Origin of the sequence: Stenotrophomonas sp. SMYL11 (assembly GCF_036320005.1) — a bacterium.
GTDB classification, from domain to species: domain Bacteria; phylum Pseudomonadota; class Gammaproteobacteria; order Xanthomonadales; family Xanthomonadaceae; genus Stenotrophomonas; species Stenotrophomonas maltophilia_A.
In genome coordinates, this window is the sequence record NZ_JAWIRS010000002.1 from 195,777 (window position 1) to 211,117 (window position 15,341).

At 68.7% G+C, this 15,341-nt stretch carries 15 protein-coding genes; all 15 read left to right on the forward strand.

Annotated features, from left to right (window positions below):
• Positions 1-30: 30 nt before the first annotated feature.
• On the forward strand, positions 31-558 hold the full coding sequence (locus V3B46_RS04835; protein ID WP_154262911.1) for a Csu type fimbrial protein: 528 nt from the start codon (positions 31-33) through the stop codon (positions 556-558).
• Between the two features lie 10 nt (positions 559-568).
• Positions 569-1,303, forward strand: a complete 735-nt coding sequence (locus V3B46_RS04840; RefSeq protein ID WP_329891260.1) for a fimbrial biogenesis chaperone — start codon at positions 569-571, stop codon at positions 1,301-1,303.
• Complete coding sequence (locus V3B46_RS04845; RefSeq protein ID WP_329891261.1) at positions 1,254-3,686, forward strand: fimbria/pilus outer membrane usher protein; 2,433 nt, start codon at positions 1,254-1,256, stop codon at positions 3,684-3,686. The genes V3B46_RS04840 and V3B46_RS04845 overlap by 50 nt, the downstream gene beginning before the upstream one ends.
• Positions 3,683-4,702 carry a Csu type fimbrial protein gene (locus tag V3B46_RS04850; RefSeq protein ID WP_329891262.1) on the forward strand — a complete coding sequence of 340 codons (1,020 nt, stop codon included), beginning with the start codon at positions 3,683-3,685 and terminating at the stop codon, positions 4,700-4,702. Before V3B46_RS04845 ends, V3B46_RS04850 begins: the two co-directional genes overlap by 4 nt.
• Positions 4,703-4,782: 80 nt before the next feature.
• Complete coding sequence (locus V3B46_RS04855; RefSeq protein WP_154262906.1) at positions 4,783-5,028, forward strand: hypothetical protein; 246 nt, start codon at positions 4,783-4,785, stop codon at positions 5,026-5,028.
• Positions 5,028-5,744 (forward strand): fimbrial biogenesis chaperone, encoded by a 717-nt coding sequence (locus V3B46_RS04860; RefSeq protein WP_329891263.1) that lies wholly within the window; start codon positions 5,028-5,030, stop codon positions 5,742-5,744. Before V3B46_RS04855 ends, V3B46_RS04860 begins: the two co-directional genes overlap by 1 nt.
• A gap of 220 nt (positions 5,745-5,964) precedes the next feature.
• A complete protein-coding gene (rpsB, locus tag V3B46_RS04865) occupies positions 5,965-6,771 on the forward strand; it encodes a 30S ribosomal protein S2 (RefSeq protein WP_005408748.1) in 807 nt (268 codons plus the stop codon).
• Between the two features lie 126 nt (positions 6,772-6,897).
• On the forward strand, positions 6,898-7,773 hold the full coding sequence (gene tsf, locus V3B46_RS04870; RefSeq protein WP_329891264.1) for a translation elongation factor Ts: 876 nt from the start codon (positions 6,898-6,900) through the stop codon (positions 7,771-7,773).
• Between the two features lie 270 nt (positions 7,774-8,043).
• Positions 8,044-9,582, forward strand: a complete 1,539-nt coding sequence (locus tag V3B46_RS04875) for a GGDEF domain-containing protein (protein WP_049399536.1) — start codon at positions 8,044-8,046, stop codon at positions 9,580-9,582.
• A 121-nt stretch (positions 9,583-9,703) separates the two neighbouring features.
• Positions 9,704-10,432 (forward strand): UMP kinase, encoded by a 729-nt coding sequence (pyrH, locus tag V3B46_RS04880; protein ID WP_010486325.1) that lies wholly within the window; start codon positions 9,704-9,706, stop codon positions 10,430-10,432.
• A gap of 96 nt (positions 10,433-10,528) precedes the next feature.
• On the forward strand, positions 10,529-11,083 hold the full coding sequence (gene frr, locus V3B46_RS04885; RefSeq protein WP_032127942.1) for a ribosome recycling factor: 555 nt from the start codon (positions 10,529-10,531) through the stop codon (positions 11,081-11,083).
• A 5-nt stretch (positions 11,084-11,088) separates the two neighbouring features.
• Positions 11,089-11,856: a polyprenyl diphosphate synthase gene (gene uppS, locus V3B46_RS04890; RefSeq protein WP_154262904.1), complete on the forward strand. Its 768-nt coding sequence runs from the start codon at positions 11,089-11,091 to the stop codon at positions 11,854-11,856.
• On the forward strand, positions 11,853-12,689 hold the full coding sequence (locus V3B46_RS04895) for a phosphatidate cytidylyltransferase (RefSeq protein WP_329891265.1): 837 nt from the start codon (positions 11,853-11,855) through the stop codon (positions 12,687-12,689). Before uppS ends, V3B46_RS04895 begins: the two co-directional genes overlap by 4 nt.
• 2 nt (positions 12,690-12,691) lie before the next feature.
• A complete protein-coding gene (locus V3B46_RS04900; RefSeq protein WP_049399539.1) occupies positions 12,692-13,882 on the forward strand; it encodes a 1-deoxy-D-xylulose-5-phosphate reductoisomerase in 1,191 nt (396 codons plus the stop codon).
• A gap of 55 nt (positions 13,883-13,937) precedes the next feature.
• On the forward strand, positions 13,938-15,296 hold the full coding sequence (gene rseP, locus V3B46_RS04905) for an RIP metalloprotease RseP (protein ID WP_154262903.1): 1,359 nt from the start codon (positions 13,938-13,940) through the stop codon (positions 15,294-15,296).
• Positions 15,297-15,341 lie beyond the last annotated feature (45 nt).

Genomic DNA, 15,341 nt, shown 5'->3' on the forward strand with positions numbered 1-15,341 from the left:
CAACGGACCTTCGGGTCAGGGAGGTTGTCCATGCGATCCGCCGTTCGTTCCCCGCTGGCCTGGGCCCTGGCCCTGCTGGTGGCAGGCCCCGCCGCCGCCGCCGACACCGTCACCTTCAATGTGCTGCTGACCATCAACAAGGCCTGCACGATCACCGCGGCGTCGGCCACCAACGTCAACTTCGGCAATGCCGATTCCAGCTCGACCACGCCGCTGAACGCGCAGGGCACGGTCACCGCGCAGTGCAGCGTTACCACGCCCTACACCATCGCGCTCAATGCCGGCCTCAACCCGACCACGGCCGGCGACGTCACCACCCGGCGCATGCGCAATACCGATCCGGCGGTGACCGCCAACAACTTCGTCGGTTACCAGCTCTACCAGGACTCCGGACACAACACGGTCTGGGGCGCGACCACCGGCACCAACACGGTGGCCGGCACCGGCACCGGCGCCAACCAGGTCTACCAGGTCTACGGGCAGGTGGCCAACCCCAGCGTCAACAACGCCGCACCCGGTTCCTACCAGGACACCATCACCGCCACCATCACCTACTGAGGGCGTGCCGATGCCACTGCCCCCTGTGCGCCGGTTGCTGCGGCTGGCGTTGAGCGCGTTCGCGCTGCTGCCGGCCGCCTGCCTGGCGGCCAGCCTGCAGGTTTCGCCGACCCAGTTCGAGCTGCGCCCCGGGCAGAATGCCGAGGCGCTGTGGATCAGCAACAGCGGTACCGAGCCGGTGCAGGTGCAGGTCCGCATCTACCGCTGGCAACAGGTCGACGGCCGCGACCAGCTGGAACCCAGCGATGCGCTGCTGCCCAGCCCCCCGATGCAGTCGCTGGCCGCCGGCCAGCGCCAGCTGATACGGCTGGTCCGTACCGCCCCGGGCGCAGCGGCCGGGCAGCAGGCGTTCCGGGTGGTCGTCGATGAGATACCGGCCTACGACCCGGCACGGCAGGGCATGCAGTTCGTGCTGCGCTATTCGATTCCCCTGTTCGTGCAGCCCGACGGCGAGGCGCCGGCGCCGCAGCTGCAGGCGCGGCTGCTCGCGGCAGATGCCGGCCCGGCCACGCTGGAAGTGCACAACCGTGGCAACGGCCAGGCCCAGATCGCCGACCTCGCCGTTGCCATCGGCGGGCGCAGCACCCCCCTGCTGCCGGGCCTGGTCGGCTATGTGCTGCCCGGCCAGACCATGCGCTGGGCCCTGCCGCAGGCGCCGGCAGGCCTGGCCAGCGGCACCTTCAGCGCGAGGATCAATGGTGGGTCGCAGCTTACGCCCCTGCCTGCAACGCCGCCGGCTCGCTGAGGCCTGCGTGCTGGCCTGCTGCACCGGTCTGGCTTCCGTCTCCGCGCACGCGGCCGGCCGTGCGCTGAGCGCGCCGGGCGCCGATATCGCCGCCGAGGCATCGCTGCCGGCGCCGACCCCGCTGACCGCACCGCAGGCACTGTACCTGGAGACCACGCTGAACCAGGCGCGGCGTGGCCTGCTGCTGTTCCATGAACTGGGCGGGCGTCTGCAGGCGCCGGCGGCGACCCTGCGCCAGCTCGGCTTCCCGGTGCAGGGCGACGCGCCGGTCTACCTGGACCAGATCGCGCAGCTGGTGGTGCACTACGACGCCAGCCTGCAGGTACTGGACCTGCAGGTCCCGCTGCAGCAACTGCAGCTGCCGGTCACGCAGCTGGGCAGGACCGCGGAAGCCGACGCCGTCGCCCAGGCATCGCCCGGCATGGCGCTCAACTACGACCTCTACGCCAGCCACAGCGACGGCCTGGGCAATGTCAGCCTCAACAGTGACTTGCGCGTGTTCGGCTTCGGCAACGGCAGCCTGCGCAACACGGCGCTGATGCGCAGCTACCAGCTGCCCGGCGAAGGCTGGCGGCAGGAGTCGGTACGGCTGGACACCAGCTGGCGGCTGGACCTGCCCGATCAGGCCCTGAGCCTGACCGTGGGCGATTTCTACAGCGGCTTCCTGGAGTGGACGCGCCCGGCGCGCATGGCCGGCGTGCAGATCGGCCGCAACTATGGCCTGCAGCCGTATCGCGTCCTGACACCGACGCCGGCCTTCCTTGGCGAAGCGGTGGTGCCGTCCAGCGTGGAGCTGTACATCGACGGCCTGCGCCAGTACAGCGGGCAGGTCCCGGTGGGGCCGTTCCAGCTGGCGGCGCAACCCGGCATCAGCGGCACCGGCAGCGCCCAGGTCGTGGTCACCGATGCCTTCGGCCGCATGCAGACCCTGGATTTCGCCTTCTACGGCACCCAGCAGCTGCTCGCCGCCGGCCTGTCGGACTGGTCGGCCGGCATTGGCCGCCTGCGCCGTGACTATGGCATCCGCTCGTTCCGCTACGACGCCGATACCGTGGCCAGCGCCACCCTGCGCCGCGGCGTGAGCAACCGCTTCACCGCCGAAGCCCACGCCGAAGGTGGCGGCGGCATCGTCAATGCCGGCCTCGGTGGCGCCTGGCTGCTCGGCCAGGCCGGCGTGCTCAGTGCCAACTGGAGCGAAAGCCGCGACGGTCCGCGCAGCGGGCGCCAGTATGGGCTGGGCTACAACTGGAACAACCGCCGCTTCAACGTCAATCTCGCCAGCCGCCGCACCCACGGCGACTACCGCGACCTCGGCAGCTTGCAGGACAGCGTGCCGCCACGGGTCAGCGAGCAGGCCTCGTTCGGCGTCGACCTGCAGCAGCTGGGGTCGTTCAGCATCAGCTACCTGCGCCTGGACCAGCCGCAGCCGCTGCTCGACGCCCCACAACCGGCGCCGCCGCAGGCACTGCCGTTCAGCCGCAGCCGCTACCTCAGCCTGTTCTGGTCGCGCGCCTTCGGCCGCTGGAACGCCTACCTGTCCGCCACCCAGGACATCGACCAGCGCCGCAATCGCAGTGTCTACCTGTCGCTGGGCACCCGCCTGGGCGAAGACCGCCAGGCCAGCGTATCGGCCCAGCGCAATGGCGACCGCCACTACGCCAGCGCCGAGGTGATGCGGCCGGTGCCCGGCGACGGCGGCCGCGGCGGCCCGGGCTGGCGGCTGCAGGCCCGCGATGATGGTGGCGGACTGGCCGAAATCGGCGCGCTGGGCACCCATGGCCGCTACTCGGCCGGCGTCTCGCGCGACAGTGGCCAGACCTTCGCCTATGCCAATGCCAGCGGCAGCCTGGTCTGGATGGCCGGCAGCGTGTTCGCCGCCCGCGAGGTCCCGGACGCGTTCGCGGTGGTGTCCACCGGACGCCCCGGCGTGCCGGTCCTGCTTGAGAACCGGCCGATCGGCGTGACCGATGCCAAGGGCCTGCTGCTGGTCACCCCGCTGCTGTCGTGGCAGCGCAACCGCCTGACCATCGACACCCTGGGCCTGCCGGCCGACCTGCGCGCCGACCAGGTGGAGACACTGGCCACGCCGCGCCAGGGCGCAGGCATGCGCGTGGACTTCACCCTGCGCCAGTCGCGCGGCGCGCTGGCCACCCTGCTCGACGCCCAGGGCCAGCCACTGCCGCTGGGTGCCCGGGTGCAGGGCGACGGGGTGACGTCGACCGTGGTGGGCCACGATGGCCAGGCATGGCTGGAGTTCAGCGCCGATGCGGCCACGCTGCTGATCGACAGCGAACAGGGCCGCTGCCGGGTGCAGGTGCAACGGCCGGAGGCGGGCGTGCGACGGCTTGCACCGGTGCGCTGCCTGCCGGAGCCGCAGCCATGACCCGCGTGCTCGGCCTGCTGCTGGCGCTGTGGCTGGGCAGCCTCGCACTGCCGGCCCAGGCTGCCACCAGCTGCTCGCTGACCAGCCCCACGCTGTCGTTCGGCCCGGTGTCCAACGGCCAGGTCGATACCACCACCACCTTCACCATCAACTGCACCACCGGTGCGGTCGCGCTGCTGGCCAATGTCCGGGTGACCTTCTGCGTGGGCCTGCCGGCCGGCACCGGCGGCACCACCATCACTCCCTCGCGCACGTTCGCCAATACCTTCGGCGACCGCCTCAACTACCAGATCTACAGCAATTCCACCCGTACCACCGTGATCGGCAGCAGCAGCGCCAGCAGCCCGGCGTGGGCCATGTACCAGATGCAGTACTCGGTTCCCGCGCTGGGCGGCTCCGGCGCCGGCACGGTCACCCTGTATGGCCGCTACCCTGCCAACCAGGTGCTGTCGGCCGGCACGTTCACCAGCACCCTGGCCGCCACCTTCCAGTACGCCTACAACGAGCCGGTGCTGGGCACCCCGCCCTACCCGGCCAACTGCACGACCGCCCCGCCCGCCGTGACCGGCAATTCCGGCCTGATCACAGCGACGATGTCGGTGGTTGCCAACGCCACGGTCAACCCGGCCTGTGGCACCTATGTGACTGCACCGATGGATTTCGGCATCAGCACCGGCGCGGTGACGGCCAATATCGACCGCACCGCCGTGTTCAGCCTGACCTGCGTCAACCGCAGCCCCTTCCAGGTGGGACTGAACAACGGCAGCAATGCCGATGGCAGCGGCAACCGGCGCATGCGCATCGGCAGCACCGGTGCCACCGTCCCGTACGAGCTGTACCAGAACGCCGCGCGCACCGTGCGCTGGGGCAACGTGCTCAACACCAGCACCGTGCCCGGCACCGGCACCGGATCGGCGCAGACCCTGACCATCTACGGACGGGTCGCCCCCACCAGCGCAACGCTCACGCCGCCCGGCGCCTACACCGACACCGTTACGGTCACCATCACCTACTGAGCGACCGGCCCGCGCCCTGCCGTGCTTCAGATCGGACCGAAGCGGCCGATACCGCCAGCGTCTCCTTCCACCGGCCTACGATGCACCTGCGTTCTCTCCTCGCGCTGGCCTGCGCCGCGTCATCGTGCATCGCCTCCGCGCAGGCGGCCGATGCGCCCGCGCAGGTTGGCCTGGCCATCACCCTGCAGATCACCGACGCGCGCGCCGCGCCACCGCCCCAGCAACGCAGCGATGCCGCCGAAGCGGTGCCGCCGCAGGTCCAGGCGTTGTCGCCGGCACTGTCTGCGGACGAGGCCGCACAGCGCACGGTAACGGTGACCTACTGATGCTGCGCCGGCTCTGCCTCGCGCTCGCGCTGGCGGTGCCGGCGCACACCTTGGCGGCGCTGGAAGTGTCCAGCACCCAGCTGCGGCTGCCGGCCACCCAGGCCGATGGCGAGCTGTGGCTGCGCAATCCGGAGGCGATGGCGTGGAGCGGTGAGGCGCGGCTGTACCGTTGGGAGCAGCAGGGCGCGGATGAACGGTTGCTGCCCGCAGACGGGGTCGCGCTCAGCCCGGGCCGGCTGCAGATCGGCGCCGGGCAGCGGCAACGGCTGCGGGTGGTCCGGCTGCGTCCGGCGCCCGTCGCCACGCAGCAGGCCTACCGGCTGGTGATCAGCCCGACGCCCGGCCCGCAGGCCGCATCCGCCATCCGCTACTCGCTGCCAGTGTTCCTTGATCCGCCTGCGCCGCTGGCCGCCGCCCTCCAGGTGAAGCTGCAGGCGGAGGCCGGACAGCCGCCCCGGTTGTGGCTCTACAATGCCGGCAATGGCCATGCGCAGCTGGCCGATCTGGTGTTCATCGATGCCGGGGGGCAGCGCCACCCGGTGATTGCCGGCCTGGCCGGTTACGTGCTGGCGGGCCGGCAGCGCCTGTGGCCCTTGCCGGCGCGGGCCGGAGGCTACGGCGGAGGCCATTTCCAGGCCCGGCTGCAGGACGGCCGCGTGGTCGATCTGACCGCGCCGGACCCGGCAATTGCAGCGAGCGCTCCCAGCAGGCTATAATCGACCGGATTCCTGCCGCCTGCGTGCGCGGGAGACCGTCCACACCGGACGTCACCGGTGAATCCACACCTGCTGCCCCCATCCGTGCCGGGGTGCTCCGCAAGGAGTTCGGCCACGGAGGCAACAGGGAAGCCCAACCCCGGAACCAATCGCGCTTCCACGCGTCCCGCATACCCATCCCCGCGGGCGGAATCGCTGGTTCCATATCAGGAGTATTGCAATGCCCCAGGTCACCATGCGTCAGATGCTGGAAGCCGGCGTCCACTTCGGCCACCAGACCCGCTACTGGAACCCGAAGATGGCTCCGTACATCTTCGGCGCCCGCGGCAAGATCCACATCATCAACCTGGAAAAGACCGTCCCGCTGTTCAACGACGCGATGAACTTCATCTCGTCGGTTGCCCAGAAGCGCGGCACCGTCCTGTTCCTGGGCACCAAGCGCAGCGCCCGCGAAACCATCAAGGAAGAAGCCGAGCGTTGCGGCATGCCGTTCATGAATCAGCGTTGGCTGGGCGGCACCCTGACCAACTTCCGTACCGTCAAGCAGTCGGTTGCCCGCCTGAAGGAACTGGAAGCCGGTGAAACCGACGGCACCTTCGAGAAGCTGGTCAAGCACGAAGTGCTGGGCCTGCGTCGCGAGCGCGACAAGCTGGAAGCCTCGCTGGGCGGCATCAAGGACATGAACCGTCTGCCGGACGCCATCTTCGTGATCGACATCGGCCACGAAGACATCGCGATCAAGGAAGCCAAGAAGCTGGGCATCCCGGTCATCGCCGTGGTCGACACCAACTACAACCCGGAACTGGTGGACTACGCCATCCCGGGCAACGACGACGCCATCCGCGCTGTGCAGCTGTACGCCCGCGCCGCTGCCGACGCCGTGCTGGAAGGCAAGGCTGCTGCTCCGCACGCTGCTTCGGTGCGTGAGGAAGAGTTCGCCGAAGCCGCTGCTGAAGGCGAAGAGAAGCCGGCCCGCCGCGCTCCGGCCAAGAAGGCTGCCAAGAAGGGCGACGACGCCCAGGCCTGATCCAGGCCCCGGGGTGGACGCCCGGCGTCCACCCTCCCTGCGCGCAGCCTCTGGCGCGTGACAGGACCGTGTCACACGGGCCGGCCACCATGCCGGCCCAACCCCTTTCTTTCGTGAGGTAATCCCGTGGAAATCACTGCTTCCCTGGTCAAGGAACTGCGCGAGCGCACCGGCGCCGGCATGATGGAATGCAAGAAGGCTCTCACCGAAGCCAACGGCGACATCAACGCTGCTGCTGAAGCCATGCGCAAGTCCGGCGCTGCCAAGGCCGACAAGAAGGCTGACCGCGTGGCCGCCGAAGGCCGCCTGGGCCTGGCCCAGGATGGCGGCAAGGCCGTGCTGGTCGAAGTCAACTCGGAAACCGACTTCGTCGCCAACGATGACAACTTCAAGTCCTTCGTCAATGCCGTCGCCGCTGCCGCCCTGGCATCGGGCGCCAACGACGTCGAAGCCGTGAAGGCTGCCAAACTGGCCGATGGCCGCACCGTTGAAGAAGCCCGCGCCACCGCCGTGCAGACCCTGGGTGAAAACATCCAGATCCGTCGCATGGTGAAGGTTGATGGCAACAACACCATCGGCGCCTACGTCCACACCAACGGCAAGGTTGGCGTGCTGGTCGACCTGGTCGGCGGCGACATCGAGCTGGCCCGTGGCCTGGCCATGCACGTGGCAGCCCTGAAGCCGCCGCACAACAAGGCTGCGGACGTCCCGGCCGAGTTCGTCGAGAAGGAAAAGGAAATCGAGCTGGCCAAGATGTCCGAAAAGGACAAGGCCAAGCCGGCCGAGATCCTGGAAAAGATCATCAGCGGCAAGATCAACAAGATCGTCAGCGACGTGACCCTGTACGGCCAGACCTACGTGCTGGGCGATACCACCGTCGAGCAGGTGGTCAAGGCCGCTGGCGCCGACGTGGCTGGCTTCAAGCTGCTGATCGTCGGCGAAGGCATCGAGAAGGTGGTGGAAGACTACGCCGCTGAAGTTGCCAAGGCGATGCAGGTCTGATTGCAGCCTTCCGGCTGTGAAGCGACCAGAAGGAGCCGCGGGAAACCGCGGCTCTTTTTTTTATGCCGGCGGGCCTATGGGTGCCCTTCACCTGTGGGTGGCCGAATCTGTGGGTGCACACCGTTGGTGCGCCCACCGGCACCTTTGCGTTGCGCGCGAATCAAGCCGATACTCGGCGCAGGGAATCCACAGTCACATAGCAGGAACGAAAATCGCGGACTGTGATGCATTCCTAGGTATTCTTGTCCTAATGGAATTGAACGACCCGACATGCCTCCCGAGCTGACAGCTGCCCTGGCGCTCTGCCGCAACCTGCCTTCGCCACCCGGTATTGCCCTGCGCATCATCGAACTGGCCCAGGACCCGGAAGCGGACATCGCCACCGCCGCCGACATCATCGCCATCGACATGGCGCTGAGCGCTCGCATGCTGCGCATCGCCAATTCGCCGCTGTACGCCAGCCGCCGCCGCATCGAGAACCTCGGCCAGGCGCTGACCATGCTCGGCCTGAATGCCACGATCAGCCTCGCCCTCGGCTTCACCGTCACCCAGGGTCTGACCGGTGGCGGCGGTGCCGACCACGACCTGCGCCAGCGCGCGTGGAAGCGCAGCATTCTCAGCGCCCTGGCCGCCAGCCAGCTGGGCCAGGCGCGCGGCCTGCGCCGGCTGGAGGAACTGATGCTGGCCGGGCTGCTGCAGGACCTGGGCGTGCTGTGCCTGGCCCAGGCCGAATCGGAGCGCTACCTGCCACTGCTGCGCGAAGCCCGTGACAATACCGATCTGGTCGCACGCGAGCGCGAGGAACTGGGCTGCAGCCACGCCGATGTCGGCGCCTGGGTGGCCGAGCAATGGGGCCTGCCGCGCTACCTGGTGGAAAGCATCAGCCACAGCGAGGACGACGACGCTGCCGATTCGCCGTTCCAGGCCTGCGTGCAGCTGTCCGGCGCTGTCGCCGACATCTGGCTGGACGAAGACGCCGATGCCGCCCGCGAACGCGCCCTGCACCAGGTGCATGACCGGCTGGAGCTCGACAGCGCCCGTTTCGATCAGGTGCTGACCCGCATCAGCGATGCCCTGCCGGATATCGCCAGCCTGTTCGAGGCCGGCCTGAACTCGCCCTCGCGGGTCCGTGAGCTGATCGACCACGCGCAGGAACTGGCCACCCTGCGCAACCTGCGCGAGCTGCAGGATGCCGACCAGGCGCGCCGCCGCGCCGACGAATTCGAGGCGCGGGCCAAGCGCCTGGCCGACCAGGCCCACCGCGACGCCCTGACCGGCGTGCTCAACCGCCGCCAGCTGGAGGCGGTGCTGGAACAGGAGTTCCTGCGCGCCGGGCGCCAGGGCTGGCCGCTGTCGGTGGCCTTCATCGACCTGGACGACTTCAAGAAGATCAACGATGCCCACGGCCACCTGACCGGCGACGAGGTGCTGCGCGCCTTTGCCGGCAAGCTGCAGGGCCAGCTGCGCAACAGCGACACCGTGGCCCGCTTCGGTGGCGAGGAATTCGTCGCGCTGCTGCCCAACACCAGTGAATCGGTGGCGCTGGACGTGATCCGGCGTGTGCTGGCCAACATCGTCGCCACGCCGATGGCCGAGCTGGAGGGAGGCCCGCTGTTCGTCACTTTCTCCGCCGGCGTGGCCACCCAGGGCGGCTACGAACGCTTTGCCGACGTGCAGGACCTGCTGCGCGCAGCCGACGATGTGCTGTACCGCTCGAAGAACCTGGGCCGCAACCGGGTGATCGCCCGCTCCCCCGGCGCCCTCGGCCACGACGAGCTTTCAGCCACCGCCGGCGCCGAGCTGGGCTGAACGGGACGCCCCGCGTGAGCGGGGCGGACGGCAGGATTTCGCGCCGCAGTGCACAAAACACTTTGGCCCAACGCCGCATGCGCGTAGAATCGCCCGCGATTTCCACGCACCCGAGGTCCCTATGTCCAAGCTCGCCTATCGCCGCATCCTTCTGAAACTGTCCGGGGAGGCGCTGATGGGAGATGAGGACTACGGCATCGACCCGAAGATCATCAATCGCCTGGCTCGTGAAGTCATCGAAGCCCAGCAGGCCGGTGCCGAAGTGGCGCTGGTGATCGGCGGCGGCAACATCTTCCGCGGCGCCGGCCTGGCCGCTGGCGGCATGGACCGGGTCACCGGCGACCAGATGGGCATGCTGGCCACGGTCATCAACGCCCTGGCCATGCAGGACGCCCTGGAAAAGCTGGGCGCCAAGGCCCGCGTGATGAGCGCAATCAAGATCAACGACGTGTGCGAGGACTACATCCGCCGCCGCGCCATCCGCCACCTGGAAAAGGGCCGCCTGGTGATTTTCGCCGCCGGCGTCGGCAGCCCGTTCTTCACTACCGACTCCGGCGCCGCGCTGCGTGCGATCGAGATCGGTGCCGACCTGCTGCTGAAGGCCACCAAGGTCGATGGCGTGTACGACAAGGACCCGAACAAGCACAGCGACGCGGTCCGTTTCGACAGCCTGAGCTACGACGAAGTGATCCGCCGCGGCCTGGAAGTGATGGATACCGCGGCCTTCGCACTGGCCCGCGACAGCGACCTGCCGATGCGCGTGTTCGACATGGGCCAGCCGGGCGAGCTGCTGAAGATCCTCAGCGGCGAGAACATCGGCACCCTGGTCCAGGGCCGCGACCCGGCCTGAGCCTGAGCGCCAGGCGAGCTCCGGGCCGATTCTGGCCCGGCAGCGTCCCGTATTCGCCTATAATCGCCCGATTCCAGTTACACCCAGGACCGGGCGATGCTCAACGACATCAAGAACAACGCGCAGACGCGCATGGCCAAGAGCATCGACGCTCTGAAGCACACCCTCACCTCGATCCGCACCGGCCGCGCCACCCCGGCCCTGCTGGACCGCGTCACGGTCAGCGCCTATGGCAACGCCAGCACCCCGCTGAACCAGGTCGCATCGATCTCCAACGCCGACGCCCACTCGCTGCTGGTCACGCCGTTCGACAAGAGCATGATCAAGGAGATCGAAAAGGGTCTCTACAACGCCGAGTTCACCCCGAACACGCTGGGCACCGCGATCCGCATCAACATGCCGCCGCCGACCGAAGAACGCCGCAAGGAGCTGGCCAAGCAGGTGCAGAAGGAAGGCGAAGGCGCCAAGATTGCGATCCGCAACATCCGTCAGGACGCGAACAAGGAAATCGCCAAGCTGGTCAAGGACAAGGCGATCAGCGAAGACGAGAAGAAGCGCGGTGAGGACGACATCCAGAAGTTGACCGACACCAACATCAAGGACGTCGACAAGGTCGTTGCCGACAAGGAAAAAGAACTGCTGTCGGTCTGAAGTCGATGCCTTCAGTCCCGCCTCCGTTGCCGGCCGCCCTGCCCCGCCACATTGCCATCATCATGGATGGCAATGGGCGCTGGGCACAGCAGCGCCGTCGTCCGCGCGTGATCGGCCACCGGGCCGGCGCGCGTGCGGTCAACCGCACCATCGAGCGCTGCCTTGAGCTGGGCATTCCGGCGCTGACCCTGTTCGCGTTTTCCAGCGAGAACTGGGGCCGGCCGCAGGAAGAAGTCGATGCGTTGATGAAGCTGTTCCTCGGCGCGCTCGACCGCGAAGTGGACGAGCTGCATCGGCGTGGCGTGCGCGTGCGCTTCATCGGCGAGCGCGAACGCTTCGGTGCCGGGCTGGTCAGCCGCATGCAGCTGGCAGAGCAGCGCACCGCAGACAACACCAGCCTGACCCTGTCGATCGCCGCCAGCTACGGTGGCCGCCAGGACATCGCCCGTGCCGCGCGCGCGCTGGCCGCTGAAGTCGCCGCCGGCCGCCTGCTGCCCGAACAGATCGACGAATCGCTGCTGGGCAGCCAGGTCGCCCTGGCCGACCTGCCGCCACCGGACCTGTTCATCCGCACCGGTGGCGATACCCGCATCAGCAACTTCCTGCTGTGGCAGCTGGCGTACACCGAGCTGTGGTTCACCGAGGCGCTGTGGCCAGACTTCGATCCCGCCCTGCTGCAGCAGGCGCTGGACGCCTACGGCAGCCGTGAGCGTCGTTTCGGCCTGACCAGCGCCCAGATCGCCGCACTGGCCACCGAGACTTCCAGCCCATGACCAAGACCCGAGTCCTTGCCGCGCTGATCATGGCGCCGGTCGCCATTGCCGCGATCCTGCTGCTGCCGACCCAATGGCTGGCAGCGGCGGCCGCTGCGGTGCTGCTGATCGGCCTGTGGGAGTGGCTGAAGCTGGCCGGCATCGAAGACACCCTGGCGCGCACCGTGCTGCTGGTACTGAACCTGCTGCTGATGGTGCTGCTGGTGTGGGCCGATGGCAGCACGCTGGTGCTGTTCCAGATCACCACATTGGCCGGTGTTGCCTGGTGGCTGGCGGCGCTGGTCTGGCTGCGCTTCTTCAATTTCGGCGCGCAACCGTCGGCACCCTCGCGCATCGTGAAGATGCTGGCCGGTACGCTGGCCATCGTTCCGGCCTGGGCCGCGCTGGTGCTGATCCACGCCGGCGGCGATCCGCCGGGCAAGCAGGGCCACCTGTGGCTGCTGGCTGCGCTGGCACTGGTCTGGGCGGCCGATTCGGGCGCCTATTTCGCCGGCCGTCACTTCGGCAAGCACAAGCTGGCCCCGCGCATCAGCCCCAACAAGACCTGGGAAGGCCTGTTCGGCGGCCTGCTGGCCGGTGTCGCCGTGGCCGTCGGCCTGGGCCTGCTGGCCGGGGTCGACACCGCGCACCTGCCGGGCCTGCTGGTCACCGCCGTGGTGGCCGTGTTCGCCTCGGTGCTGGGTGATCTGTTCGAAAGCCTGATCAAGCGCCACGCGGGCGCCAAGGACTCGGGCCACCTGATTCCGGGCCATGGTGGCGTACTCGACCGTGTCGACGGCGTCCTGGCTGCAGTGCCGGTGTTCGCACTCGGCAAGGAAATCTTCGGGTTCTGACCATGAATGCTGTCGCAGACCTGCGCCGGGTCGCCGTATTCGGCGCCACCGGCTCGATCGGTGCCTCCACGCTGGACGTGATCGCCCGCCACCCGCAGCGCTACCAAGCCACCGTGCTGGCCGCCGGACGTCAGGTGCAGGCGTTGCTGGCACTGTGCCGCCAGCACCGGCCCGCGCACGCGGTGATCGCCGACGAATCGCTGTTCGCTGAGCTGCGCGATGGCCTGCGCGATGCCGGACTGGCCACCGAGGCGCATGCCGGTCATGCCGCGCTGGACCAGCTGGCCGCCAGCGATGCCTGCGACACCGTGGTCGCCGCCATCGTCGGTGCGGCCGGACTGTCTTCCACCCTGGCCGCCGCCGCCGCGGGCAAGCGCATCCTGCTGGCCAACAAGGAATCGCTGGTGCTGGCCGGTGAGCTGCTGACCCGCACCGCTGAACGCGCCGGCGCCGAGATCATCCCGATCGACAGCGAACACAGCGCGATCTTCCAGTGCCTGCGCTCGCGCGATGCCAGCGTCGATGGCGCCGGCGTGCGCCGCATCCTGCTGACCGCCTCCGGCGGCCCGTTCCGTGGCCGCAGCCGCGCCGAACTGGCCCAGGTCACCCCGGCCCAGGCCGTTGCCCACCCGAAGTGGTCGATGGGGCCGAAGATCTCGGTCGATTCGGCGACGTTGATGAACAAGGGCCTGGAAGTGATCGAGGCCCACCACCTGTTCGGCATCCCCGGTGAGCGCATCGAAGTGCTGGTGCACCCGCAGAGCCTGGTCCACTCACTGGTCGAGTTCGTGGACGGTTCGACTCTGGCGCAGATGGGCCTGCCGGACATGCGCACCACCCTGGCCGTTGGCCTGGGCTGGCCACAACGCATCGAATCGGGCGTGTCCGGGCTGGATCTGCTGGCCCAGGGCCGGCTCGATTTCGAGGCCCCGGACACCGACGCCTTCCCCTGCCTGGCCCTGGCCTGGCAGGCGATGCAGGCCGGCGGCACCGCCCCGGCGGTGCTGAACGCTGCCAATGAAGAGGCGGTTTCAGCGTTTCTTCAGGGCCGGATCGGTTTCCTGACCATCCCGGAGCTGGTTGCTAACGCTCTTTCAACACTGCCGACCCAGCCAGCCGATACACTGGAGGTCCTGTTGTCCGCCGACCAGCGGGCACGCCAGCTGACCCTGAACGCCATCGACGCCGCCTGAACGACCGCCTCGCCCAGCATGACGACGCCGCCCCTGCCCGCCACTGTGAGCCTGCATGACTGACTTCATCGGATCGGTCTGGTGGATGATTGTCAGCCTCGGGCTGCTGGTCACGTTCCACGAGTTCGGGCATTACTGGGTCGGGCGCCTGTGCGGGGTCAAGATCCTGCGCTTCTCGGTCGGCTTCGGCCGGCCGCTGTGGTCGCGCCGGGACAGGCACGGCACCGAGTTCGCCATCGCCGCCATCCCGCTGGGTGGCTATGTAAAGTTCCTGGACGAGCGCGAAGTCGAAGTGCACCCGCACGAGCGCGGCCAGGCCTTCAACCACAAAACCGTCTGGCAGCGCATCGCCATCGTCGCCGCCGGACCGATCGCCAACCTGCTGCTGTGCATCCTCCTGCTGTGGGCGATGTTCGTGATCGGCAAGCAGGATTATTCGCCGACCATCGGCCGTGTCAGCGGCATCGCCGCCAGCGCCGGCCTGACCAGCGGCGACCGCGTGCTGCGCGTGGACGAGCGCCCGGTGGTCACCCTCGGCGAGGCCAGCATGGCGCTGACCGCCGCTGCGATGGACCGCCGCGACGTGACGCTGGAAGTGCTGGACCCGGCCGACCAGGTGCGCGTGCGCACCCTGCCGCTGTCGCAGCTGCCCCCCGGCTTCGATGAACGGCGCGTGCCGATCCTGGCTGGCCTGTACTGGCAGTCGTGGCTGCAACCGGCGCTGGTCGAGTCGCTCACCGCGGACTCCGCGGTGGCCGGGCAGCTGCAGCCGGGCGATCTGATAGTGGCGATCGACGGCCAGCGGATCGACGGCGCCGACCAGGTCATCGGCGAGATCCAGACGCTGGGCCGCGCCGGCGGCCCGGGCATGATCGAGGTCCTGCGGGGCGGCGAGCGCCTGGCGCTGGAAGTCACCCCGCGCCAGGGCAAGGATTCAAAGGGCGAGCCGATCTGGCAGATCGGCGTGCAGTTCCCGACCTCGTTCAGCCCTCCCTACGACACCCTGCTGCGCTATGGCCCGCTCGACGCGGTCACCGTGGCCGTGCGCGAAACCGGCCGCCTGGCGGCCGATTCGCTGGGCATGATGGGCCGCATCGTCACCGGCAAAGCCTCGCTGCAGAACGTTTCCGGGCCCGTCACCATCGCCCGCGTGGCCAACATCTCGGCCAAACGCGGCCTGGACTGGTTCCTGCAGTTCCTTGCCCTGCTGTCACTCAGCCTGTGCATCATCAACCTGTTGCCGATCCCGATCTTGGACGGCGGCCACCTGCTGTATTACCTTATCGAGTTGGTCAAGGGCAGCCCGCTGAGCGAGCGTGCCATCGCCGCCGGCCAGTACATCGGCCTGGCGTTGCTGGCCGGGCTGATGGGGTTGGCGTTCTACAACGACATCCTCGGCCTGGTCCCGCGATGAACTTTTCCACGTTGTTGCCGTCTACAGCGTCGGCATCCCGCACCA

What these genes read in the sequence shown, in the direction of transcription:
- V3B46_RS04835 (WP_154262911.1), top strand. Translation starts at nt 31, where the DNA reads ATGCGATCCGCCGTTCGTTCCCCGCTGGCCTGGGCCCTGGCCCTGCTG.
- V3B46_RS04840 (WP_329891260.1), top strand. Translation starts at nt 569, where the DNA reads ATGCCACTGCCCCCTGTGCGCCGGTTGCTGCGGCTGGCGTTGAGCGCG.
- V3B46_RS04845 (WP_329891261.1), top strand. Translation starts at nt 1,254, where the DNA reads ATGGTGGGTCGCAGCTTACGCCCCTGCCTGCAACGCCGCCGGCTCGCT.
- V3B46_RS04850 (WP_329891262.1), top strand. Translation starts at nt 3,683, where the DNA reads ATGACCCGCGTGCTCGGCCTGCTGCTGGCGCTGTGGCTGGGCAGCCTC.
- V3B46_RS04855 (WP_154262906.1), top strand. Translation starts at nt 4,783, where the DNA reads ATGCACCTGCGTTCTCTCCTCGCGCTGGCCTGCGCCGCGTCATCGTGC.
- V3B46_RS04860 (WP_329891263.1), top strand. Translation starts at nt 5,028, where the DNA reads ATGCTGCGCCGGCTCTGCCTCGCGCTCGCGCTGGCGGTGCCGGCGCAC.
- rpsB (WP_005408748.1), top strand. Translation starts at nt 5,965, where the DNA reads ATGCCCCAGGTCACCATGCGTCAGATGCTGGAAGCCGGCGTCCACTTC.
- V3B46_RS04875 (WP_049399536.1), top strand. Translation starts at nt 8,044, where the DNA reads ATGCCTCCCGAGCTGACAGCTGCCCTGGCGCTCTGCCGCAACCTGCCT.
- pyrH (WP_010486325.1), top strand. Translation starts at nt 9,704, where the DNA reads ATGTCCAAGCTCGCCTATCGCCGCATCCTTCTGAAACTGTCCGGGGAG.
- frr (WP_032127942.1), top strand. Translation starts at nt 10,529, where the DNA reads ATGCTCAACGACATCAAGAACAACGCGCAGACGCGCATGGCCAAGAGC.
- uppS (WP_154262904.1), top strand. Translation starts at nt 11,089, where the DNA reads ATGCCTTCAGTCCCGCCTCCGTTGCCGGCCGCCCTGCCCCGCCACATT.
- V3B46_RS04895 (WP_329891265.1), top strand. Translation starts at nt 11,853, where the DNA reads ATGACCAAGACCCGAGTCCTTGCCGCGCTGATCATGGCGCCGGTCGCC.
- V3B46_RS04900 (WP_049399539.1), top strand. Translation starts at nt 12,692, where the DNA reads ATGAATGCTGTCGCAGACCTGCGCCGGGTCGCCGTATTCGGCGCCACC.
- rseP (WP_154262903.1), top strand. Translation starts at nt 13,938, where the DNA reads ATGACTGACTTCATCGGATCGGTCTGGTGGATGATTGTCAGCCTCGGG.